Source organism: Vagococcus martis (genome assembly GCF_002026305.1).
Taxonomy (GTDB): Bacteria; Bacillota; Bacilli; order Lactobacillales; family Vagococcaceae; genus Vagococcus; species Vagococcus martis.
In genome coordinates this window covers 1050944-1076981 of record NZ_MVAB01000001.1, presented here as the reverse complement: position 1 = coordinate 1076981, position 26038 = coordinate 1050944, and the positions used below count along the sequence as shown (strand labels likewise).

Below are 26038 nucleotides of genomic sequence, written 5' to 3'. Positions count from 1 at the left end.
GAGTTATATATAAGTGTACCAACAAAACTATAAATTTAGGAATGGAGTGTTTTATATGTCTAGACCACTTACTAGTGAACGAATCAACGAAATGAAGAAAGATTTCAACTCAAATCGAGGAAATCAAGTTGCCCAAACAGCTGCGACAACTAACGGATTATTTAAAGCAGCAGAAAATATCCGATCAATTGATGATAATAATTTTAACTTTTCAATTGATGTAGACACTCACCAAGTAACGAATCAACGTCATAGTGGACGCTGTTGGATGTTTTCATGTTTGAATGTTATCCGATTCCAAATAGAAAAACAATACAACATTGAAAACTTTGAATTATCACAAAATTATCTCTTTTTCTATGACAAATTAGAAAAAGCAAACTATTTTTATCAAAATATTTTAGACACATCAGGCGAAGAATTATCAAGCAGAGATGTGCAATTCTTATTAAACTCACCACAACAAGATGGTGGCGATTGGAATTTAATTATATCGTTAGTTGAAAAATATGGCGTTGTACCAAAATATGAAATGGACGAGTCAAGCTGTAGTATGGATTCAACAGAATTAAATACTTTATTAAATCGTAAACTACGTGCGGATGCGATTGTATTACGTCGCATGATGAATTCAAATAAAACAAATGATGAAATAAAAGCATTTATTGATGAACAATTAGTAGAAGTGTACCGCATTCTTTCTATCGCTTTAGGGACACCACCTGAAACAATCAATTTTACATTTAGAGACAAAGATAAAAAATATACCTCTTATCAAAATTTAACACCAGTAGAAATGTATCAAAAATACGTTGATATTGATTTAAATGATTATGCGATTATTATCAATGTCCCAACAGAATCTATGCCGTTTGATCAAACATTTGAAGTAGAATTATCTGGCAACATGGTAGATGGTAAACCGAATCGTTATTTAAATGTTGAAATGGATGAATTGAAAAAATTAACCATTAAACAATTAAAATCAGGTGAACCAGTTTGGTTTGCATGTGACGTATTAAAACATTTTGACCGTCAAAAAGGCATTATGTCAGACAGTCTATATAAATTTAAAGAATTATTTGACTTAGATTTTAACATGACAAAAGGTGAGAGATTCAACTATCGTGAAAGCTTACCAACTCACGCGATGGTCATTGCGGGGGTAAATATTGTCGATGACAAACCAACTAAATGGAAAGTAGAAAATAGTTGGGGAGACACTATTGGAGATAAAGGTTTCTGTGTCATGGATGATAAATGGATGACAGACTATCTATTTGAAGTAGTGGTTAGAAAAGAATTTTTAACTGATACGCAACGCGCTAATTTAGAAAAAGACGCGACAGTATTGCCATTCTGGAATCCAATGAACCCAATTACACCAATGATTTAAATTTTATCGTTATAAGAATGTTTCTCCTAGATAATATTTATCTGGGAGAAACATTTATTATAAAACGGTATCTGTCATTTAGTAAAAGAAAGGTAGGAGATCCATATGAGTAGTAAACCAGATAGTACGACCAAAAGTACCAATAAACAAGGTCAAGGATATATTTCAACGTATGCGTTGATTATGATGAATGTTGCTATTGTTGCTGGGCTAGGAAATGATGCCCAACAAGCGTTTTATGGATTGTCGTCGGTGACGTTATTTGCAATTGGTGCACTTGTATTCTTTGTTCCAACAGCTCTTGTAGCAGCCGAACTTGCGGGCGGTTGGTCTGAGCGTGGCGGGATTTTCCGTTGGGTTGGTGAAGGTATGGGGAAAGGCTGGGCGTTTACGTGTTTGCTGATTCTATGGTTCCAAACGACGTTTAACCTCGGAGCAGGTATGCCTAACTTTGCAGCAACGATTGGATTTTTTACGCCTAATTATGATTGGGCTGTAAAATTTGCCAAAAATCCGTCTCATGAATTAATTATTATGTGTTTGTTTTTAGCTGTATTTTGGCTAGTAACCTGGTTAGCTACTCGTGGAGCTAAGACGTTTTCTAGCATTTCTAAATACGGTGTAACAATTGGGACGATTATTCCCTTAGCAACGATTATGATTCTAGTGATTGTTTGGCTAGTGCAAGGCCATACACCAGCTATTAAACTAGAACCAAGTGGACTTGTTCCTAAATGGCATGGTATGAGTACCTTAGCACTTGCAGCAGGGGTATTTTTCTCATATGCAGGGATTGATTTAAATGCCGCTCATATTAAACAACTAAAAAATCCTAAAAAACAATTTCCAATTGCCATGCTTGTAGCAGGGTTAATTGCCTTTTTAGTGTTTGTTGTTGGAACACTGATTATTGCGATTGTGATTCCAGAAAAAAATATTAATATTATCTATGCATTATATTCTTTATATCATGAATTAGGTGCGACGATTGGTGCTCCTTGGATGTATATGATCTTTGTCTATGTTGGATTCTTTGCGACACTTGCTATGTGGATTACCAACTTAGCAGGTCCATCATTTATGTTAGGTCAAGCTGGACGCAGTGGCTTTTTACCAAAACAATTACAAAGTAACAACAAACATGGTATGCCATCAAAAATGCTTTATTTACAAGCTATCTGTGTAACGGCTATTGCATTTGTCGTTAAACTTTTGCCAAACGTTGAAGGATTCTTTGTTATGATTACTCAAACTGTCACCATTCTTTACATGTTATATTATGTGTTGATGTTTGTCTCATTCTTGCGTTTGCGTTACACTCAACCAAACCGTCCAAGAACATTTACTGTTCCTGGTGGAAAAGTAGGAGCTTGGTTAGTGTCTATTATTGGTTTAGCAGCATGTGTCTTTGGTATTGCGTTATCACTTTACCCACCAGCTCAAGTTAAAAAAGAAGTTGGCTCTGGTACAGTGTATGTTGTGACTATTTTAGTGTTACTTGCGATCGTATTACTACTTGCGTTTGGTATTTACCAAGCCTCTAAACGTCATGACTGGGTAGATAAAGACAATCAATTTGCACCATTTACATGGGAAATTGAAGGATTTGATAAACCTAAAAAAGCATTGTCTAATATTCCAAGTGAATTGTTATCTCATTATCAAGATCCAATGGGTATGCCGATTAAACAAACGTTTGATCCAAATGAAACCATGGATGAATTTAATAAAAAACTAGGAAGTAAAGTGGTTACTCAAACCACAGCTACACCCAAAGAAAGTCCTGATACAACTAAAAAATAACAATCTAATGACTGCTCAAAAGGTTAAGAAAAACCATTTATTAATCTTTTATTTTATTGACAAACCTTAAGAAAGTGGACTAAAATTAGGTCAGCGTTATTTATACCTTTTTTAAACGATGGATGACTATAGACATAAGGATGGGTGATGTGTGATGGATGAGAAGAACATGCAAATGATTATGGGACTCATTATGCATAGTGGAGATGCTAAAAGCCATGCGATGGAAGCAATTCAGGCAGCAAAGACAAACGATTTTGCAGCAGCAGAAGTAAGTCTAAATGAGGCGAAAGAATCTTTGATAAAGGCACATCAATCTCAAACAGAGATGCTAACCAAAGAAGCTCAAGGAGTGCCAACAGAAATAACACTTCTGACCGTGCATAGTCAAGACCATTTGATGACGAGTATAGCCTTTACTGACTTAGCTAAAGAAATGGTAGATTTATATAAAGTAATTGATAAAAATAATCATTAATTTATACCGAAGAAATAATTTTCTTCGGTTTTTTTACATTATTAATGATAGTATAGAAGATAAAAGAAAAATTAAGTTAGAAAGAAGGAGTTTTATGCCATCATACGCTGTGCCATTATCAACGGCATTTATTTGGTTTGCGGTGATATCATTTCTTGGGACGATGCCTTGGACGATTTATCAATACCGAAAATATGGTTATTTTAACTTTTGGCGTAACCTAGTATTTTTTAGTTTTATCTATTATTGTTTGACTGCTTTTTTTCTAGTGAGCTTGCCACTACCTAAAAATCGACACGATATAGAATTTAAGCATCATGTGTATACTCAGTTAAAACCTTTTAATTTTTTAAAGGATTTTACAACCATACCTGGATTTGAAGCAGGCAATCCTAGGACATATATCAAGTTAGTGAAGTCTTTTACGTTTTTACAAGTTATTTTTAATATCATGTTACTATTGCCTTTAGGGGTGTATTTACGTTTCTTTTTTAAGAAAGCGAAAAAATGGTACGTCGCATTACCGATTATATTTAGTACGACATTATTTTTTGAAGTATCACAGTTAACGGCTTTATTTGGATACTATGAGTACCCATATCGTTTATTTGATGTGGATGATTTGATGATGAATACTTTAGGAGGAATGATTGGCTTTTTTGTTGCACCAATATTATTATTCTTTATTCCGAGTCGAGACCAACTACATAAACAAGATGACAGTTACACATCCGATCATATTGCATCATATGGTTCTCAACTAGTTGAAGTCCTACTAACATTGGCTGTTTCTCAAATTATAGGATCGCTGTTATCAACGTTTATTTTTCGAGGAAGTTACATGTATTCAGCAAAATTAGTGACGAGTTTTCTTTTCATGGTGGTTCTGCCCTTCATGATGAAAGGGACAACTGTAGGTGGGAAAATAATCAAACTCACATTACACTTACCAGAAAAGAAACCAGTCGCGTCACTTATCTATCGCTTTATTCTTATTTTTACTCCGTCACTTGTCAGTCGTTTGGGTCAAAGTATTTATGATTTTTATTCTGATAATGTTTATATGATTCTATTCCAACTATTGTATTCACTGATCACATTTTTTGTGTGGGCCAGTTTTTTATTTATTATTATAAGAGACTGGATTAAGAAAAAAGACGTGGTATTTTTTAATCACTTATCTAGAATATCTTTCATAAGAAAATAATCAGGAACCTACCTTTTAAAATGAAGAGGTAGGTTTTATTGTGTGTAGATGATATGATATTTTATAAATAATCGTGAGAAAGTAGGAGAGAAAATGAAGGTCACAGAAGGATACATGCCGTTTTTAGAGTATCAAACATATTATCGAATTGTCGGAGAAGCATCTGAAAAAACCCCTTTATTGTTGTTACATGGGGGACCAGGGTCGACACATAATTATTTTGAATTATTGGACGAACTGGCAGAAGACGGGCGACAAATAGTCATGTACGACCAATTGGGTTGTGGTTTGTCATCTATTCCTGATAAACCAGAGTTGTGGACAGCTAAAACATGGCTAGATGAGTTGATTGCACTAAGAGAATATTTAGGTCTAGAAAGAGTTCATATCCTTGGGCAATCATGGGGAGGGATGTTGCTTATTAAATATATGTGTGACAAACAACCTAGTGGTGTAGAAAGTATTATTTTATCGAGTACCTTATCGTCTGCGGCATTATGGAAACAAGAGCAACATCGTTTAATCAAATTAATGGATGAAAAAGCGCAAGACGCTATAGCATATGCTGAAGAAAACAATGATTTCTCAAAACCAGAGTATTTAAAAGCCAATGACATATTTATGCAACGACATGCAGGTGATATGCCAACTAAAACATCTCCGGAACCTCTTAGACGTCAAAAAACTAGAGGAGAGCAAGCATATCTGTATGCGTGGGGACCAAATGAATTCTTTCCTATGGGAGCATTAAAAACATTTGATTATACCGCTCAGTTGCATCAAATTAAGGTGCCTGCCTTAATTATTAGTGGGGCGGATGACTTGTGTACCCCTGTGATTGCCAAGACAATGTATGATGAAATTCCAAACGCAACCTGGGAGTTATTTAAACACAGTCGACATATGCCGTTTGTAGAAGAACGAGATAAATACATTAACATATTAACTAGTTGGTTTGAAAACTAAGTAGGTTAAGAGGATGCTACCTATTTTTATTAATCTATGGTAGAATTTCCTAATAAGAATATCCTTTTTCTTATTAGGAAATGATGAGGTGAAAGAGTGAAAGACAATCAGTTGAAACCATATGGCACAGTATTGATTAAAGCAGCTAAAATATTAGATTGCCTAGCAGAAACAGCAGGAGATATTACATTAAAAGAGGTTGCAGAATTATCAGGCCTGACAACATCTACGGCGTTAAAAATATTGGATACATTAATACTTATTGGATATGTCACACGAAATGAAAAAAGTAAAACATATTATTTAGGGCCTAGTTTAGTCAAGTATAGTCAAGTTTATTCGAGTAATTCAATGTTAAAAAACATAGCTGAACCAAGCTTGGAAAAACTTCAGCTGGAAGTAGATGAAACGATTCATTTAGGAATGTCTAATAATAATGAATTAATCTACATAGATAAACTAGAACCTAAGGAAAAGTCGATTTATATGTCATCTAAGGTAGGAGCAAGTAAGCCTCTTTATTCGACGGGAATGGGGAAAGTGTTCTTATCGGCTTATAATGATGAAGAATTGGCCAATTATTTTGAAAAGGTTCCATTAAAGGCTTATACAGAAAATACTATTACCAATCAATTCTTAATGACGAAAGAATTACAGAAAATAAAGGAAACAAATATTGCCTATGATGATGAGGAAATGGAAGAAGATTGTTATTGTATTGCTATGCCTATAATGACTAAACAAGGACGGATTGAAGGAGCGTTTAGTGTTAGTATGCCAAAATTTAGAGTGAATGAAGAATTGAAAAAATCTGTGATTGATAAAATGTTAGAGGCGAAAAAGACTATTGAAAAAAGTTTGAATTAAATGTAAACAAATTGCTTAATTATGGTTTTTATATGTCTAAAATAGAGTTTATTTCTAAATAATAGATGCAAACTCTTTGCTAGTGTTGTATAAAAAACGAATAAAACATATACTTTTTTAAAAAAATTACATATCAGATAAAATGTTCGTAGAATGTTGAATTCTATGGACATTTTTTTGTGAATTTAAAAACTAATATTAAGAAAATGTATACAAAACCGTTCGTAAAAGGAACGTTTTAAACATTTATCGAGATTTATATATTGATAGATTATAGTCAATTGACTATAATTAAGTTAATCTTCCTATACGAAAGGGAGAAAAATGTATGCCAGAAGGAGAAAAGAAGGATATGAAAAAAATTATTGCAAGTTCAGCTGTATGTTTAATTGCTTTAGGTACAGGATTAAGTGTTTCAGCAAGTAGTATTAGTATGGATGGTAAAAAAGGTGAGACAGATGTACGTATTGGTTTTGAAAATGACTCAACAGTAGATCCAGTTGAACCAGGAACAATTGGTTTATCAAGAATTCCTACAGCATTTGACTTTGGCCAATCAAACCGTGTTATCGATCAACCACAAATTATCAAAACACACAATGCTAATTCGCAAGCTCCTCAATATTTAGCAGTAAATGATTTGAGAGCTGAACAAAAAGGAAAATGGGAAGTAAACGCAACAGCTTCTGACATTGTCAACATGGACCAAGATAAATCAACTGACAAATTAACAGGAGCAAATATCTCGTTTACATCTAATGGCATGTCATTTGCTGATACAACTGCGAATGGAAAAGCATTCTCAAATGACGCATTTGGTGTATCTTCAGTATCTAAATTAGGCGCTGGACAAACTCAACAAGTTTTAAATACAACTGACGCTTCAACTTTAGGAAGCAAAGAAGTTGGTGCTCAAATTACTGATGTATCATTATATGTTCCTGCAAACGTTGGAACACCTAATGCTTTATATACTGGTACAGTAACATGGACATTAGATAACGTAACTCAAGGTTAATCTATCTATGAGAACTGAGCAATAGTTTATTGCTCAGTTTACATACAAAAGCAAACAACTTAGTTTGTTTGCTTTTGTATGTAAATAGAATGGACGTAATCCTTGAGCTGTTTATATAAATTTGAAATGCTTAGGAGTGGATAGGATGAAGAAAAAATGGTCGATATTATTAACGGCGAATTTATTGTCTGCTTTGGTGAGTCCATTGATGGTTCATGCCGTAACGCCAACAACAGAATCTGAAGAAATTTTGAAAAATATTTCTCAAACATCTCAGACTTATGCAAGTGAAAGTATCGCACAGAGTGATGCTATTAAGCAGACGTTAAAAAATATACAAGAAACGTATGACACACAAAAAAACACAGATGATATATCATCAACTGAAGAAACAACTGATACAACTAGTACGACTCTGTCAGAGGAGTCAACACAGCCAACAGAAAAAGAAATGACAGAGAGTGCTGCCTCAAATAAAAATATCCAGAAAGTTAGTGCTCGAAGTGCTATTCAACCACGTGCGGCACGTGCTACGCAAAGTGGAACATGGGGTAGTGTGACATGGAATTTCAATTCGTCTGATGGTATATTAACGTTTACTAGTGGAGGAACTCTAGGTAGTTATAAACAATCTCCATGGAAAACGGGGGGGAAAGTTAATTCAGAAGCCATAAAGAAGATAGTTTTTACACAAACAGTTAAGGCGCCTACAAACTCACAATATCTATTTTCAGGAGACGCAGATTCTAATAATTATTTGTATTATTGTGAATCAATTGAAGGGATTGAAAAAGTAGACGTTAGTTCTGTAACTAATATGTATGGTATGTTTTCATATATGACTAGTCTAAGTTCCCTTGATTTATCATCATGGAATGTATCAAAGGTAACAGATATGCAATGGATGTTTGAAGCCTTATTTGTAAATTCAAAAAGCGAAATAAGAGAACTAAATATTTCAAGTTTTGTTTTAAGAGCCAACAGGCCGGATAAAGATTCTATGTTTAAAAATGCTAACTTTAATAAGATTACTATAGGTTCAACATTTGATGTTCATGTTACAGATACAGTTGACCCAGGATTTTTACAAAATTCCCATTGGTACGACGAATCTGGTAAGGATGTTGGATCATCAATTAAAGTCAAGCCCACTTTTCTTGATTATGTATCTAGTGGACATCCTGGTACTTATACGACTTATAAACCGGATCCAGTACCTGAAGTGGTAAAATGGGGGACAGTTCCTTACCAATTTGATAAAAATACTGGTGTTTTAACTTTTGTCGATACAGGTACATTCAGTGAAGCTAAGGAATCTCCGTGGAATCGTAGTACAACTGATAAAGGATATGTAAGTGCGTTAGATATTAAAAAAATAGTGTTTACTAAATCAGTAAATGCTCCAGTTAACTCTAAAGACTTATTTTCAAGGTCATCTAGTGATAAAAGTTATTTAGAAAATTTAGAATCTATAGAACATTTAAATTATTTAAACACCTCTAATGTTACTAGCATGGATTCATTTTTTTCTGGCTTATACAATGTGAAAACGTTAGATTTATCTAATATGGATACGCGAAAAGTTACTACTATGCATGGTATGTTTTACCATAATCGAAGTTTAACGGAACTAAATCTTAATTATTCTAATTTTGATACAAGTAATGTAACGACTATGATGCAAATGTTTAGTAATACAAGAAGTTTAAAAACATTAAATTTAAATACAGCTACATTTAAAACAACTAAAGTTGAAAAAATGAATCGAATGTTTGAAGGTATGTCTAATTTAACAAGTTTAGACATTACAAATTTTAACACGTCTAATGTTCAAACTATGGAAGGAATGTTTTCAGGGTTAAGTGCTTTACCTACTTTAAGCATTAACAATTTTGACACCAAAAATGTTACTGACATAAGTAGTATGTTCTATGGCATGAAATCGTTAAAATCTCTAGATGTTTCAAATATGAATACGTCAAAAGTAACAAACACGAGTTTTACTTTTGCTTCTATGACAGGAATTAATAAACTAAATTTAGGGAACTTTGATTTCACAAAAGTAACAAACAAAGGCTCTATGTTTTTAGACGATACTCTGAAAGAGATTACGTTACCAAGTACCTTTTCTGATACTGAAAACACAACAAAATTAAATAATGTGCCTACAGATGATACGTATAATGGTAATTGGGTTAATATTAATAATAAATCGAAAAAGTTAGGACAAACTAAAGATTTCTTAGTTAATGAGGCAGGAAAAGCTGGTACGTATGTATGGGGAGAAAAAGCAGAAGATGTCTTAAAGTGGGGTGAAGTGCCTTATACGTTTGATGAGAGTACAGGAAAACTAACTTTTATAGATGGTGGCACGTTGGGAGATTATACTGTGTCCCCTTGGAATAGAACAGATGGCAAAGCAATTAGTGCCTCAGCTGTGAAAACAATAGAGTTTACAAAACCTGTTAAAACACCAGCTAATTCAAGTTATTTATTTTCTGATAAAAATAGCAACAAATTATCTCAGTTAACTAATTTTTCTGGGATAAATAATATTGATACAACAAATGCGACAGATATGAGCTATATGTTTTCAGGAATGTCTGGTATAACCAATTTAGATTTATCAGGATTTAACACATCATCTGTGACAAAGATGTATGCTATGTTTATTGACATGGCGAAGTTAAATAAATTAACGATCGCTTCTTTTGATACATCTAAAGTGACAAATACAGCTTTTATGTTTTCTAATTGTAATGCTTTAGAAGAAATTCAGTTACCTAAATTTAGTAATGTCACTTACGCAGTCTCAATGTTTGCTAACATGAGTGCTTTAACAAAATTAGATCTTAGTGGATTTGATTTTTCTAAAATAGCTGAAGGTAAAAAGAATTCAATGTTTTCAAACGATACCCTGAAAGAAATTACGTTACCAAGTACGTTTTCTGATACTTCAAACAATACTAAGTTAAATCCAGTACCAAAAAAAGATGGTTATAATGGTCAATGGCAAAATAGTAATGGTAAATTAGTTGGTCAAACTGATAAGTTTTTACAAAATTATAACGGAATAACCGATGCAGGTACTTATACATGGGGGAAATATCTTACTTGGGGAGATGTGCCATATGAGTTTGATGAAAGTACGGGAACATTAACGTTTGTAGATGGTGGAACATTGGCAGATTATACTAAGTCTCCTTGGAATAGAACAGATGGCAAAGCAATTAGTGCCTCAGCTGTGAAAACAATCGAATTTACAAAATCTGTTAAAACATTAGCTGATTCAAGTTATTTATTTTCTGATAAAAATAGCAACAAATTAACACAGTTAACTAATTTCTCTGGGATAAATAATATTGATACAACAAATGCAACAGATATGAGCTATATGTTCGCTGGAGTCTCTAATCTAAAGTCGTTGGATGTTTCATCTTTTAAAACTTTAAATACAACAAATATGAGTTACATGTTTCAAGGTATGTCAAACCTTACGAGTCTAAATGTCTCATCATTTGATACATCTAATGTGAGGGACATGAATAGTATGTTTTATCAAGATGATAATCTAACAATGTTAACTTTTGGAGACAAATTTGACACAAAAAATGTCACTAATATGTATAGGATGTTTAGAAATGTTGAACTTTTAACTACTTTAGACTTATCATCTTTTGATACATCTCAGGTTACTAATATGAGTGAAATGTTTTCATCAATGGTAAATTTGAAAGAATTGAACATTAAATCTTTTGATACGCGAAATGTTCAATTGATGAAAAATATGTTTCAAACAGATGAGTCTCTTGAGGAATTAGATATCTCCTCATTTAATACATCAAAAGTAACTAGCATGTATGCTATGTTTGATGGTATGTCAACTGTATCAAAATTAGATGTATCTAATTTTGATACGTCAAACGTTAAGGATATGACAAAAATGTTTAGTGGAATGACAAAGATTTCGTCTTTAAGTTTATCTAATTTTGATTTTTCAAGTGTCTCAAGTAAGAGTAACATGTTTTTAGGCGATACATTACATGAAATCACCTTACCAACAACATTCTCTGATCCTAATAACACAACTAAACTAAATGATGTTCCAACAACTGATGGTTACAATGGTAACTGGGTAAATATTGAGAATAAAAATGTGAATTTAGGTCAAACATCTGACTTCTTAAAAAATACAGCTGGAAAAGCTGGAACATATATTTGGGGACGTCAAAGTGCACTTCATTTAGTAAAAGTGCCAGATTTGTATGATTTTGGTAGTAAAAATGCGGTTAAAGACATTACTCAAATAATAAAACCAACAACATCTGATATAAAGAACGTTGAAATAAGAGATGACCGTGAGCAAAAAAGTTCTTGGAGTTTAAGTGTACAAGCAAGTCAGCTAGAAAGCGACAAGTTAGATAATTTAGGTCGAGCACGTTATCAATTTGATATCACGTCTACAACCGATGCTAATTTGCCAATCAATGGAATTGATTATGTGAATAAAAAAGTGGTGTTACCAACAGACAATTCAAGTCAAATATTGTATAGTGTTACAGACGATAATCAAAGTCCGACATCCTACAATACATGGATTAATGATATGAAATTGATTGTTCCTGAAAACACAGGTAAACCAAATGAACAGTATGAAGGAACCATTACTTGGTCACTAGATTTGACGCCGAAAGATTAATGATTCTCAATCACTTCTGTTTATAGGAGTGATTGAGTCTTCGTATTTTAAAGGAAAAGAATGATGTTTCAGGAGGACGCACATGGAGATAAAACGATGGAAAAGCCAGTTGATAGTAATAATTGGGATAGTGGTACTAGGAATAAATTTTGGCATATTAAACGTATATGCTCAAGACAATCAATCCGAAATTGGCTTCACAGTTGAGCCGATTATACCAGATAATCAATTAGATAAAGATGCCTCATATTATCATTTAGTGGTAGAACCAGACAAAGAGCAAGAAATAAGTGTGAAAGTTAAAAGTCTATCAGAAAATCCAGTTACTGTTGATTTAGGGTTAACCAATGCAGTGACCAGTTCTGCAGGAATCATTGATTACGGTCAGGAAAAACCAGTACTGGACGAATCACTAAAAGTTCCTTTAACTACAATGGTAACTATTCCTAAAGATGAACAACATATCACTGTTAAAAATTTCGAAGAAAAAATAGTGAAAATTAAGATTCACCCACCAAAAGAAGCTTTTTCGGGTATTAAGTTGGGTGCGATAACATTTATGAAGTCGGACGATAAAGACACTAAGAAAAAAGCTGGTATTTCTAATCGTTATGGTTATAAGGTTGGGCTACTATTATCAGAAGATCGTACTGCATATAATGAAGATGCAGATTTAAAATTAAAAAGTATTAAACCTGGCTTAGATAACGGATCAAAGGTAATCAATATTAAATTTCAAAATCCTGAACCTAAAATCTTACCTCGATTAACAATTCAAGCAAAGATGACTGAAAAAGGGTCTAAAACAGTTATCAAAGAATTAAAAATGACCGATCGATCACTTGCACCTAATTCAAACTTTGATTTTGGTATTCCTTGGGGGATGGATCCAATCAAACCTGGTAAATATACCATGCATATTACTGCGCAGTCAGGTGAGAGAAACTGGAAATGGGATGAAGATTTTACGATTGACTCAGCATCAGCAGACAAAGTCAATAAAGATTCTGTAAATAAGTTTACAATTTCTAAAAAAATGATTATTTTGATCATAATAACATTTATTTTAAATGTTATATTGTTACTAGCAAGAGTAACAGAATCACGTTGGCATAATAAAGCAAAACCAAAAACTGTGACTAAAAAGAAAAAAAAACGTAAAACAAGTGAGTAGGTGAAAAGGCAGATGAAGAAAAGATATCTTATATTGACAGTATTTACCTTGGTACTATCATTCATTACTTGTAGTGTGTCTGTGTTAGCAGATAATTCTGAAGAAACGCCTGTAAGTATAGGCTTTACCAAAGATACAGAATTGAAACCTGATAAACCTACTGTGGTTCCTCCGACTGGTGGTGATCAATCTGGAGAACCGCCAAAGACGTCTCATACAGCTGGACGTTTACCTCAAACAGGAGAGTTAATCAATTATTGGTTAATGTTTAATGGTATTTTCTTACTAATCATGATCTGGTTTATTTTTGTTATTAGTAAAAGAAAAAACAATGAGAAAGATGTCTATTTGGCATAAGGGGGACATATATGGACGCGAGAATCTGGGTATACGTACTAGCGATAGTTGGAGTCGTTAACTTAGGATTAGGTTTATATTTTCTAACTAAAGATTTAAAGAAAGAAAGACGTTATTGGCAACGAAGTACTTTAGTGATGGATGGTCTATTCTTATTTTTCTTTATTTTAGAAATTGGATTAGCAGTAATATTATGGGTTAACTTTCAATCGCAAATACTATTTTTCTTATAAGCATCACTGTAGTACACAATCAAGATTTTTCTTGATTGTGTACTTTTTTTATTTTAATGAAAATGGTTGCAATTTTTTTGTTTAGTCGCTATAATTAATTTATAAATTTCTTAATAAGAAATATTATTTCCAAATAAGAAAAGGGGTAATTTAGCATGAAGATGGAAACAAGATACGGAAGCAGTCCAGAAATGATTCGTCATTTTTCAACAGAACAACTAAGAGAAGAGTTTTTAGTTGAAAAGTTATTTGTCCCAGGAGAAGTATTACTCACTTACACACATAATGATCGCATGATTTTTGGTGGTGTAACACCAACTGATGAAACATTAGAAATTAAACTATCAACAGAATTAGGTGTTGATTATTTTCTAGAGCGTCGTGAATTAGGCGTGATTAATATTGGTGGACCTGGTTCAATCATTATCAATGGCACAGAAGAACCTATGAAGAAACAAGATGGTTACTATATAGGTAAAGAAACAAAACAAGTACAATTCAAATCAGATGATGCAAGTAATCCAGCGAAATTCTATTGTGTATCAGTACCAGCGCATAAAATTTACCCAAATGTGAAAATTAGTATTGATAATATCACACCGATGGAAACTGGTGAATCAACAACATTAAACAAACGTAAAATCTATCAATATATTCATCCAAACGTTTGTGAAAGTTGTCAATTACAAATGGGGTACACGATTTTAGCTGAAGGATCAGCATGGAACACTATGCCATGTCATACACATGAACGTCGTATGGAAACTTATCTATACTTTGATATGGATCCAGATACAAAAGTTTTCCATTTTATGGGTAAACCAGATGAAACAAAACATTTAGTAATGGGTAACGAACAAGCAACCATTTCACCAAGTTGGTCAATCCATACAGGTGTAGGAACAGCAGATTATACATTTATCTGGGCAATGTGTGGCGAAAACATCACATATGGTGACATGGATATGGTCGCTATGGATGACTTAAAATAATAGGGGTGTAGAAAATGACAAAATTTTCAATGGATTCATTTAGACTAGATGGAAAAGTTGCTTTAGTAACAGGTGGGATTTACGGTATTGGTTTTGGTATCGCTCAAGCCTTACATGAAGCAGGCACAACGATTGTATATAACAGTATCAATGAAGAATCAGTGGCTCAAGGTGCTGAAAACTATAAAGCAGCAGGAATTGACGCAAAAGGGTATGTATTTGATGTAACAGATGAAACAGCAGTGAAAGCAGCAGTTAAACAAATAGAAGAAGAAGTTGGAACGATTGATATTTTAGTAAACAATGCTGGAATCATCAAACGTATTCCAATGTTAGACATGTCAGTAGAAGACTTTAGACAAGTCATTGATATTGACTTAAATGGTCCATTTATTATGTCGAAAGCTGTGTTACCGGGCATGATTAAAAAAGGTCATGGCAAAATTATTAATATCTGCTCAATGATGAGTGAATTAGGACGTGAAACAGTCAGTGCTTATGCGGCTGCTAAAGGCGGATTAAAAATGTTAACGAAAAACATTTGTTCAGAATTTGGTGAACATAACATCCAATGTAATGGAATTGGGCCTGGTTATATTGCCACACCTCAAACAGCTCCATTACGTGAAGAAGGTCATCCATTTAATGACTTTATTATTGCCAAAACACCAGCTGCACGTTGGGGAACGGTTGAAGATTTACAAGGATCAGCAGTCTTCTTAGCATCTGAAGCATCTGATTTTGTTAACGGACACATTTTATATGTGGACGGTGGAATTTTAGCGTATATAGGAAAACAGCCTTAATCACGCGAGTAGCACGATTCTCGTGCTACTTTTTTATTTTAAATAGAAAGATGGTAGAGAGTAGAAAAAATGACGTTTTATAAACAGTTAAATGCAGTTGATAAGTATATTTTATGGTGTTGTTTCTTTATATTTTTTGTTAATGGGTTGTACTCAATGGTATTTGGGTCGATTTTACCGTTATTGAGTGACGCTTATTCATTAAACGAAACAGTCAGTGGGATGTTGTTATCGAGTCATCAAGCTGGGAATCTGATTGCTGGTTTTGTGGCTGGAATATTACCGCTGTATTATGGCCGGAAAAAATCGATTTTGTTTTTAAGTAGTTTTGTAATTATTGGTTTTTTATTAATAATTGGTGTAGGAACACCATTGGTACTTTTATTTGCTTTTTTCTTTACCGGAATTAGTCGAGGAAGTATTTCAAATTTCAACAATAAGACGGTCAATGATATTACAGATAGTAACCCTTCAGCATTAAATTTTTTACATAGTTTATTTGCAATTGGGGCGTTGTTATCGCCATTTTTAGTGATTCTATTTGGTCAGTTATTTGGGTTAAATGGATGGCGTTGGTTATTAGTAGGAATTATAGGATTGATTGTAGTCTCTCAAATGATGTTTTTTAATATGCCAATTGAAGGAGACATCTTAGCAAAAGATCAAACAACTAAAGAAAAAGATTATTCGTTTTTTAAAGATTCACTGTTTTGGAATACGATTATCATTATCTTTTTCTATCTGTGTGCAGAATCTGCTATCACAGGCTGGTTGGTGACATATTTTATTCAGTCTGATTTATTAACTATCCAACAATCTCAAATGATTTCATCGTTATTATGGGTAGGAATTTTAATTGGTCGATTAGGTTGTGTTTTCTTAGGTAGTCGCCTGTCACGGGGAACATTGATTACTCTTATTAGTATTGGCAGTGCCATTTTTTATGGGCTATTACTTGCAAGTAACAGTGTCCCCATGATTTTAGTATCAGTATTAGGTTTAGGTATTTCAATGGGTGGGATTTATCCAACAGCTATGACAATAGCAGGCTCATCCATTAAAAAACATCCAATGTCATTAGGTTGGATATTAGTGATTGGTGGATTAGGTGGCATCACCATGCCAATCGTTACAGGGTATCTTGCTCAAACATTTACCATATTCTGGGGCATGGCAGCTATTATATTAGCCATTTTTATGATGTTATTAGGTGTCTTTTGGTACCAATTTGTTAATCAAAGAAAAGAGGAAATTTGATGAAAAAAGTACAAGTATTATCAAAATTACAACAATGTGGGTTAGTAGCCGTGATTCGTGGAAACTCAAAAGAAGATGGTGTTAATATTTCAAAAGCAACAGTTGCAGGTGATATTAAAGCTATTGAAGTGGCGTATACGACACCAAATGCGAGTGGTGTGATTGAAGACTTAGCACAAGAATACAAAGAAAATGATTCGGTTGTAATTGGTGCTGGTACCGTTTTAGATGTGACGACAGCTAGATTAGCTATTTTATCAGGTGCCGATTTTATCGTGAGTCCATCATTTGATGCCGATGTAGCTCAAATATGTAATTTGTATCAGATACCTTATTTACCTGGATGTATGTCTATTACTGAAATTAATACAGCATTAGCTTATGGAGTTGATATTATTAAAGTGTTTCCTGGAGATATTGTGGGACCACGCTTTATTAAAGACGTGAAAGGACCACTTCCTCATGTGAATTTAATGCCAACTGGTGGTGTGAGTTTAGATAACATGCAAGAATGGTTTGATAATGGTGTGCTTGCTGTTGGAATTGGTAGCAATCTAACTAAAGGATTAACTGGAGATAATTATGACGTGGTGACTGAGAATGCTCAGACTTACGTGAAAAAACTAAATGAAATAAGAGGGAACTAGCATGGGAAAAGTTGTCACATTAGGTGAAATATTAATTCGTTATTCAACTGAAAAAGGTCAACACTTAGAAGATAGCTCACGACTTTTTTTCCATTATGGTGGCAGTGAAGCCAATGTGAGTATTGGTCTAAGTGGGTTATCTCATGATGTGTCACTTTTGTCGGTAGTTCCCAAAAACCCATTAGGTCAAGGAGCATTACAACATTTTCATAAATATGGTGTGGCTACCTCAGATGTTTATTATTTTGGAGACAGATTAGGTGCTTATTTTGTTGAAGTAGGAGCAGGTCCTAGAGCAACTAGTGTGGTATATGACAGAAAGCACTCAAGTTTAGCAGAACTAAGAGAGACGATGTGGGCAGATGATACGATGTTTGACGGAGTAGACTTGTTCCATGTGTCTGGAATCACACCTGCATTAAGTGAGGATTTAGTGACTATAACATGTAATTTGATGAAACGAGCAAAAGAACGCGGTGTAACAGTTTCTTTTGACAGTAATTATCGTGCAAAATTATGGTCGTTAGAAAAAGCATCAAATGTTTATAAAAAAGTCTTACCGTTTGTTGATATTTTTTCTGCGGGTAAACTAGATGCCATCAATTTACTCGGTATCACACCACTTGAAGACGCAGCGTCACTTGTCGATGAATTGACTTATTATAGTCAAAAAATACAAGAGATGTATCCAAATATTTCAGTGATTTATTCGACAACACGTGACGTGATATCAACTGATGAAAACTACCTTCAAGGTAATTTGTGGTTCGATGGTCATCTGTATCAATCAAGAAATTTCCATATACCGTATATTGTTGACCGAATTGGTGGGGGAGATGCATTTTCTTCTGGTATGTTACATAGGTTACTCACACAAGATGATCCACAGCACAGTATAGAGTTTGCTACTGGTATGTCTGTATTAAAACATACCTATTCAGGAGATTCGTTATATATTTCAAAAGATGAAGTTGAGCAGTTTATCAATAGTGATTCAAGTAAAATAAATCGTTAATTGAAAGGATGAGAACATGTTAACCTTATCGTTAAAAAATAAAGAAACCACAAAACAAGAACGTTCTAGAAAAGGCGAGACTTACTTAGTTTTTAAGAATTATCCCTATCAATTAGGAGATTATTTTGAGTTAACTTTAAGTGAGCCAAATCAACTAGTGTGGGTACAGATGGATGCAGCAATTGAGCCTAGTTTGATTTATGTAGAGGGTACCACGTGGCGCTATCAAGTGATTTTAGATGAAAAGTTAGGTTTAGCTTATTCGCCAAACGTGTTTAAAGGAACTAGACATTTTGTTAAAGCCTGGTTACCGACAATAGATGAAATCAACGCCTACAGAAATTTAGCTAAAAATTCGCACGATCAAAAAGATGATTCGAAAGGTTATCCTCATGCTTATGCAAATGTGGAAACACGTAATGACTCAACATTCTTTGCTAGAAATGCCATTGATGGAATTGTCGCAAATGAAAATCATGGGTCATATCCATATCAGTCATGGGGAATTAATCAACGAGCGGATGCACAAATTACGATTGATTTCGCACGCGAAGTATTAATTGATAAAGTAGCGCTTGTGTTACGTGGAGATTATCCACATGATAGTTACTGGACACGTGTGACTTTAGAGTTATCGACAGGAGATGAATATGTACTTGACACAACGAATGCTCTTGATCGTCAGTTTTTTGATATTCCATCAACTGTTGTGACGAGTGTGACATTAAAAAATCTCATCAAACATGAGGATGACTCACCGTTTCCAGCGTTAACACAAATTGAAGTATTTGGAAAAGAATATAGTCAAGAGTTTGATTTGTAATTTACAAATAGATTGGGATGAACTATAATTTTTTTACCAAAGATCATATCCGCAAGATAATTATCTTGTGGATTTTTTACTAGAAAGTCAGAGTATAGGGTGATAGGGATGAATAAAGTAAATTATTTACTGCTTTTAGAACAAGGATTTGAATTAGTTGATACATTAAATGAAGAATCATGTGACTTTGCAACAACTCATCATATATCTGAGGTGACAGGAAAGAAAACAAATATTGTTAATCATCATTTAAACAATTTGTTTAAAGAAGGTGAATTAATCAAAATTAATTCTAAACCAGTCTATTATTTGCCAAAACAATTGGTCTCAGATTTTTTAAATCAAGAATTATCCAAATCTGTTTATGACTCTTTTGAGGAATTATTGTCAGATAAAACCGATGTATTTGATCAGTTGATTGGCAGTCAAAGTAGTTTGAATCATGTGATTAAGCAAGGGAAAATTGCTTTAAGTTATCCACCAAAAGGAATGCCGTTTCTTTTAACTGGGCCAACAGGTTCTGGGAAAACATATTTAGTTAAGCGCTTTTATGATTATGCAAAACAAATGGATTTATTAGATGAAACAGCACCTTTAATTACGTTTAACTGTGCAGAATATGCAGATAATCCAGAATTATTATCTTCTAAATTATTTGGACACAAAAAGGGAAGTTTCACAGGAGCCGATGAGGATAGTAAGGGACTTTTAGCATTAGCTGATAAAGGTGTGTTGTTTATAGATGAAGTCCATCGTTTAACACCAGAAAATCAAGAGAAATTATTTTATTTTATTGATGAGGGAAAATACAAGCCAGTAGGAGAAAACGAAACATGGTCACATGCAGATGTGAGATTAATGTTTGCGACAACTGAGACATTGGATGATTACTTGCTGGATACATTCACAAGACGTATCCCAATAGTCGCGAAAGTACCATCACTAGAAAGTCGTGGTATTAGAGAAAAACGTGAATTCTTGTATCATTTTTTTAGACAAGAAGCTTTGTTACTGAAAAAAGATATTTTAATTGAAGATGCACTATTTCATTTTTTATTAGCTTATAAATTTGTTGGAAACGTAGGAGAATTACAAAATTTAATCCGTTACATTTGTGGTAATGCCTTTGTTCGTCAGGGTTTAGGGGAAGAATTAACGGTTTCGATTAGTGATTTGCCTGATAATATGAAAAAAGAAGCGTTTCGAGCAATTGATTTAACGCCAAAAGATAAAATAAAAATCACACCAACTGGGATGGTCATTGACCCAAGTTATCGATCGATTGCGACGTTTTTTGATGTGTTATATAGAGAGCTTGATAGCATTGGTAAGCAATATTTGAGAGAAGAACTTAACTCGCATTACTGGATTAATGTGTCGTTTGAAAAAATAGAGGAACAGTTTAAATCAATTAATAACCGAGCGTTGATAGACAAGCCATTAAAAATCAAGTTAGTTTCCATGATTGATGAGGTTTGTCGTGTGATGTATGAAACGCATCAAATCGAAGTATTGCCAGAAACACGTGACATTTTATTATTATTTATCGAGCTGTTGTTAGCTAGGGAATCAGACAGTGAGTATGCAGTCGATGGAGCAAAACAGTACAATCAATTGTTTAAAGAAAAGCTAGAGTATGTTACGAATACCGTTGATTTATTTGTTTATTTGTTTAAAGAGATGTCAAATATCGGCCATATTGAATTAAATGAGTGGGACTATTTGATTTTAAATATGATTTTTACTTATTATCGTCGATTGAAACACAAAGAACAAATCAATGGTGTCATTATTTGCCATGGAAAAAGCACGGCATCTAGTCTAGCAGAAACAACGAACGCTATGATTGGTCAAAAGGTGTATCAAGGAATTGATATGTCATTAGATGTGAGTTTTAATGAGATTATCGTGAAGCTGCAACGTTACCTTTCCTTGCATGAAACAGCCAATGGCACGATTATATTGATTGATATTGGTCATACACAAGACTTAAAAGAAGCGCTCGAGCATCGTGTGGACGGATCAATTGTGATTATCAACAATGTCTCAACTCAACTAGCACTAGATGTTGGTTTTAGAATTGTGAATAATGAACATATTGAAATGATTGGAAAAGAATCTTCTCGTCAGCATTTTTCAACCTATTCGATGTTCCAACCGGATAAGAAAAAAGTCCCAGCGTTAATTATTTCGTGCCAATCAGGTATGGGGACAGCCAAGAAATTACAAGAAGTCATTTCTGAAAATTTACCTAAAAATACGCCAATTCAACTTGTTTTATCCGATTATGCACATCTGAAAAAAATGAAAACCAATACTACGATGTTTAATCGCTATGATATTATTGGCATTTTAGGCACAGCCGATCCGCAAGTTGACGGTGTGAAATATATTGGGATTGATGATGTGGTATCTGAGGATGGATACAAGCATTTGGCAACGATATTTGAGCGTTATTTAGACCCATTAGACATTCAACATTTGAATAATGGTGTCATGAAGACCTTGTCATTAGAGAATTTGGTTACAATGTTAAGTATTTTAAATCCAGAAAAAACCATTGAGTTAATTTCAGAGATGATTGATTATTGGGAACAAGCTTTTGATATAAAAATTCCGAATAATTTGAAGACAGCGTTATATATTCATATCAGTTGTATGATTGAGCGTGTGATTACTAGAGAGTATGTTCAAAACACTTTAATGGATGAAGAAGAGTTTAGTAAAAATCACTCCTATTTTATAAATGTTATTAAACAAGGACTAGAAAAGTTCGAGTCAGTCTATCATGTCTCGGTTGATTTAGGGGAAATATCATACTTGCATCAATTGTTTCAAGCAAATCTAATTGGATTTACTTTTTAATAAAGTAAATCCAATTTTTTTGGTTACACATCCAATGTCTCGTTTTTAAAACGTTATCAATAAAGCGTTTTAAAAAGTTGGCACGCTACTTGCTATATATAAAGTGAGACTAATAAAGGAGAGAAGTGGCGATGATAAAAGAAGATTTATTAAATGCACAACGTTATTATGGATCAGGATTATTATCTAAAAAAGACATCACAGGTGCATTAGATCATGCAGTGGCTTTAGTAGATGAGAACATTAAAAAATTTGGTGAAACCTATCCAAGTCCTGCTACTAAAAATGGTTTTTATGAGAAAATGAAAAATATCGAGTGGACAAATGGTTTTTGGACGGGGATGTTATGGCTAGCTTATGAATACACTGGTGACGAAAAATATCGTCAATTAGCTGACAAACATGTCACAGATTTTTTACATCGTATTGAAGAAAAAATAGAAGTTGACCATCATGATTTAGGGTTTCTTTACATCCCGTCTTGTGTGAGCGCATACAAATTAACAGGAAATGAAGAAGCTAAAAAAGCTAGCATTTTAGCAGCAGACCAACTGATTTCTAGATACCAAGAAAAAGGTGAATTCATTCAAGCATGGGGCGAGTTAGGTGCAGAAGATAATTATCGTTTAATTGTTGATTGCATGTTAAACATCCCACTTCTTTACTGGGCATCAGAAGAAACGGGAGATATGACGTATTCAGATATTGCGGACAAGCACTATCAAACAACATTAAAAACAGCGATTCGAGAAAATGCTTCAAGTTTCCATACATTCTATTTTGACCCTAAAACAGGTGAACCATTAAAAGGCGTGACTCGTCAAGGGTATTCAGACGATTCAAGTTGGGCACGAGGACAAGCATGGATTGTTTATGGTATGGCACTTCAATATTATCAAACACACAATGATTACATTGTAGAGGACTTCAAAGCTGTTACAAACTATTTATTAAATCGTTTACCAGAGGATTTAGTTCCATATTGGGATTTAATCTTTACTGATGGTAGTGGTCAATCAAGAGATTCTTCATCTGGAGCGATTGCGGTATGTGGCATGAATGAAATGTTGAAATACTTGCCGGAATCAGATGAATTGGCAATGACGTATCGTTACGCTTCTCATGCAATGCTTGGTAGCTTGATTAAAAACTATACGTACACAGACTTAGAAAAAGAAAACGGCTTATTAACTCATGGAGTTTACTCATGGCATTCAGGAAAAGGTGTGGATGAAGCAAATATCTGGGGAGACTATTTCTACATGGAAGCTTTACTTCGTTTTTATAAAGATTGGACATTATACTGGTAGGAGGAAAAAACAATGACAGAACCAAACATTAAAATGGTGCGAATCGACGAACGCTTGATTCATGGACAAGGACAATTATGGATTAATTCATTAGGGGCAAATTTAGTCATCGTGGCTAATGACGAGGTATCTACAAGTAGTATCCAACAAACATTGATGAAATCATTGATTTCTAAATCAATCGGAATGCGTTTTTTCAGTATTGAAGAAACATGCGACAAGATTCATAAAGCATCACCTAAACAATCGATTTTCCTAGTAGCTAAAAATCCTAAAGATGTTTTACGTTTAGTTGAAGGAGGCGTGCCAATCAAAGAATTAAACGTTGGGAACATTCACTTTGCAGAAGGTAAAAAACAATTAACTAATTACATTTCACTTGGTGAAGAGGATTTAGCTGCCTTGAAAACATTACACAATGAACACGGGGTACATTTCAATACACAAACAACACCAATGGGCGGCGACGCTGGTGGTGGGTTAGATTTAAACAAATACGTCGAAGAAAATTAATCGTTGGAGGTAAAATAAATGGATGCAACATTCGTACAGGCATTATTAGTAGGGTTATTTGTTTCATTTTGTTTAATCGGTCAGTTAATTGGTATTTACACTAACCGTGCAATCTTTTTATCATTTGGTGTCGGACTTATTTTAGGAGATGTTCAAACGGGGTTATTAATGGGAGCGACAGCTGAATTAGCCTTTATGGGATTTGGTGTTGGGGCTGGAGGAACTGTTCCACCTAACCCAATCGGACCAGGTGTTGTTGGGACTATTATGGCAATTGCTTTAAAAGATACAGGAATGGACGTGCCAACAGCATTGTCTTTATCATTCCCATTTGCTGTGATGATTCAATTTGTGATTACATTTATCTATTCATTAAATGCCGGATCACTTTCTTGGGCAACAAAATCTATCCAAGAAGGAAACTACAAATCATTTAAATTAACATCAAACTTAACATTTATCGGTTTTGGAGTATTTGGTTTTATCATTGGTTTAGTTGCGACAATGAGTATTGAAGTATTACGTGCTTTTGTTAATATTATTCCTCAAGCACTTATTTCAGGATTATCTGTTGCAGGTGGCTTGTTACCAGCTATTGGTTTTGCGATGATTTTAAACGTTATGGTGAAAAAAGAATTCATTCCAGCTATTTTATTAGGTTATGTGTGTATTTCTTACTTAGCAATGCCAGTTATTGGGTTAGCCTTTGCCGGCGCAATCTTAGCATTAAACAACTTCTATAACAAAGGCAATGGGCAAGCAGACGAACAAGAGGAGGTAATCGAAGATGGCATCTAACCAACAACCAGTATTAACAAAAAAAGATTATTTTAAAGCAAGTTTACGTTCATACGTGTTACAAAATGGATTTAACTATGGAAATTATCAAGGAACAGGATATGCGAATATTCTTTTTCCTTCTCTTAGAAAAATTTACAAAGATGACGAAGAAAAATTAAAAGACGTTACCATTTCTAACTTAGAGTTTTATAACACAAACCCTCAGTTAGTTCCATTTATTACAAGCATGCAATTAGCCATGTATGATAGTGGTCAAAATGAAGAAGACACACGTGCCATTAAATTTGCGTTGATGGGACCTTTATCAGGGATTGGGGATTCATTATCTCAATTTGGGTTAGCACCATTATTCTCAACAATTGCAGCAGGTATGGCATTAGATGGCTTAATAGCTGGTCCTATCTTCTTTATCGTATGTATGTTTGGTATCACATTTGGTTTACGTATGTTGATGGGTTACTTAGGTTATAAACTAGGAACAAATGTTATTGATACATTGAGTGAAAAAATGGCAAGTATCGCAAAAATTGCGACAACAATTGGTGTAACGGTTATCTCAGGATTATCCGTATCATTTGTTAAAGCCAATTTGGCACTTGAATATGTGACAAAAGTTGAAGGAAAAGATCAAGTTGTGGCACTTCAAACAGTGTTTGATAAAATCGCACCAAATCTTTTACCAGTTTTAGTTACAGCAGGAGTATATGTATTAATCAGAAAATACAAATGGTCAACATACCGTTTGATTGCATTGCTTATTGTGTTAGGTATCGCTTTATCAATGCTAGGAATCTTAAAATAGTAGGGTGGA

At 33.9% G+C, this 26038-nt stretch carries 22 protein-coding genes; all 22 read left to right on the top strand.

Going from position 1 to position 26038, the window contains the following annotated elements; translation table 11 throughout:
- Positions 1–55 precede the first annotated feature (55 nt).
- Positions 56–1396 carry a C1 family peptidase gene (locus BW731_RS05100; protein WP_079346316.1) on the top strand — a complete coding sequence of 447 codons (1341 nt, stop codon included), beginning with the start codon at positions 56–58 and terminating at the stop codon, positions 1394–1396.
- Positions 1397–1501: 105 nt separating this feature from the next.
- On the top strand, positions 1502–3199 hold the full coding sequence (locus tag BW731_RS05095) for an APC family permease (RefSeq protein ID WP_079346314.1): 1698 nt from the start codon (positions 1502–1504) through the stop codon (positions 3197–3199).
- A 151-nt stretch (positions 3200–3350) separates the two neighbouring features.
- Positions 3351–3677 (top strand): PTS lactose/cellobiose transporter subunit IIA, encoded by a 327-nt coding sequence (locus BW731_RS05090; RefSeq protein WP_198931929.1) that lies wholly within the window; start codon positions 3351–3353, stop codon positions 3675–3677.
- Positions 3678–3771: 94 nt separating this feature from the next.
- Positions 3772–4884, top strand: a complete 1113-nt coding sequence (locus BW731_RS05085) for a VanZ family protein (RefSeq protein WP_079346312.1) — start codon at positions 3772–3774, stop codon at positions 4882–4884.
- Between the two features lie 93 nt (positions 4885–4977).
- Entirely contained in the window at positions 4978–5850 is an 873-nt protein-coding gene (gene pepI / locus BW731_RS05080) for a proline iminopeptidase (RefSeq protein WP_079346310.1), read from the top strand.
- 96 nt (positions 5851–5946) lie between these two features.
- On the top strand, positions 5947–6717 hold the full coding sequence (locus BW731_RS05075) for an IclR family transcriptional regulator (protein ID WP_079346308.1): 771 nt from the start codon (positions 5947–5949) through the stop codon (positions 6715–6717).
- Between the two features lie 328 nt (positions 6718–7045).
- On the top strand, positions 7046–7735 hold the full coding sequence (locus BW731_RS05070) for a WxL domain-containing protein (protein WP_079346307.1): 690 nt from the start codon (positions 7046–7048) through the stop codon (positions 7733–7735).
- A 145-nt stretch (positions 7736–7880) separates the two neighbouring features.
- Positions 7881–12434: a BspA family leucine-rich repeat surface protein gene (locus tag BW731_RS05065; RefSeq protein WP_079346305.1), complete on the top strand. Its 4554-nt coding sequence runs from the start codon at positions 7881–7883 to the stop codon at positions 12432–12434.
- 82 nt (positions 12435–12516) lie between these two features.
- Complete coding sequence (locus BW731_RS05060; protein ID WP_079346303.1) at positions 12517–13608, top strand: DUF916 and DUF3324 domain-containing protein; 1092 nt, start codon at positions 12517–12519, stop codon at positions 13606–13608.
- 12 nt (positions 13609–13620) lie between these two features.
- A complete protein-coding gene (locus BW731_RS05055) occupies positions 13621–13965 on the top strand; it encodes an LPXTG cell wall anchor domain-containing protein (RefSeq protein ID WP_079346301.1) in 345 nt (114 codons plus the stop codon).
- Between the two features lie 11 nt (positions 13966–13976).
- Positions 13977–14198 (top strand): hypothetical protein, encoded by a 222-nt coding sequence (locus BW731_RS05050; protein ID WP_079346300.1) that lies wholly within the window; start codon positions 13977–13979, stop codon positions 14196–14198.
- 161 nt (positions 14199–14359) lie between these two features.
- Positions 14360–15190, top strand: a complete 831-nt coding sequence (gene kduI / locus BW731_RS05045) for a 5-dehydro-4-deoxy-D-glucuronate isomerase (protein WP_079348566.1) — start codon at positions 14360–14362, stop codon at positions 15188–15190.
- A 14-nt stretch (positions 15191–15204) separates the two neighbouring features.
- Positions 15205–15996 carry a gluconate 5-dehydrogenase gene (locus tag BW731_RS05040; protein ID WP_079346298.1) on the top strand — a complete coding sequence of 264 codons (792 nt, stop codon included), beginning with the start codon at positions 15205–15207 and terminating at the stop codon, positions 15994–15996.
- A gap of 69 nt (positions 15997–16065) precedes the next feature.
- Complete coding sequence (locus BW731_RS05035) at positions 16066–17253, top strand: MFS transporter (protein ID WP_079346296.1); 1188 nt, start codon at positions 16066–16068, stop codon at positions 17251–17253.
- Complete coding sequence (locus BW731_RS05030) at positions 17253–17900, top strand: bifunctional 4-hydroxy-2-oxoglutarate aldolase/2-dehydro-3-deoxy-phosphogluconate aldolase (RefSeq protein ID WP_079346294.1); 648 nt, start codon at positions 17253–17255, stop codon at positions 17898–17900. The genes BW731_RS05035 and BW731_RS05030 overlap by 1 nt, the downstream gene beginning before the upstream one ends.
- Position 17901: 1 nt before the next feature.
- On the top strand, positions 17902–18915 hold the full coding sequence (locus BW731_RS05025) for a sugar kinase (RefSeq protein WP_079346292.1): 1014 nt from the start codon (positions 17902–17904) through the stop codon (positions 18913–18915).
- Positions 18916–18931: 16 nt separating this feature from the next.
- The gene (locus BW731_RS05020; RefSeq protein WP_079346290.1) at positions 18932–19738 is read left to right on the top strand and encodes a hypothetical protein; all 807 of its coding nucleotides are present in this window, start codon (positions 18932–18934) and stop codon (positions 19736–19738) included.
- Between the two features lie 108 nt (positions 19739–19846).
- Positions 19847–22603 carry a sigma 54-interacting transcriptional regulator gene (locus BW731_RS05015; RefSeq protein ID WP_079346288.1) on the top strand — a complete coding sequence of 919 codons (2757 nt, stop codon included), beginning with the start codon at positions 19847–19849 and terminating at the stop codon, positions 22601–22603.
- 131 nt (positions 22604–22734) lie between these two features.
- Positions 22735–23913, top strand: coding sequence for a glycoside hydrolase family 88 protein (locus BW731_RS05010; RefSeq protein ID WP_079346286.1), 1179 nt, complete (start codon positions 22735–22737; stop codon positions 23911–23913).
- A gap of 12 nt (positions 23914–23925) precedes the next feature.
- Entirely contained in the window at positions 23926–24426 is a 501-nt protein-coding gene (locus BW731_RS05005) for a PTS sugar transporter subunit IIB (RefSeq protein WP_079346284.1), read from the top strand.
- Between the two features lie 18 nt (positions 24427–24444).
- Positions 24445–25224, top strand: coding sequence for a PTS mannose/fructose/sorbose/N-acetylgalactosamine transporter subunit IIC (locus tag BW731_RS05000; RefSeq protein WP_079346282.1), 780 nt, complete (start codon positions 24445–24447; stop codon positions 25222–25224).
- The gene (locus BW731_RS04995; RefSeq protein WP_079346280.1) at positions 25214–26029 is read left to right on the top strand and encodes a PTS system mannose/fructose/sorbose family transporter subunit IID; all 816 of its coding nucleotides are present in this window, start codon (positions 25214–25216) and stop codon (positions 26027–26029) included. Before BW731_RS05000 ends, BW731_RS04995 begins: the two co-directional genes overlap by 11 nt.
- Positions 26030–26038: the final 9 nt, after the last annotated feature.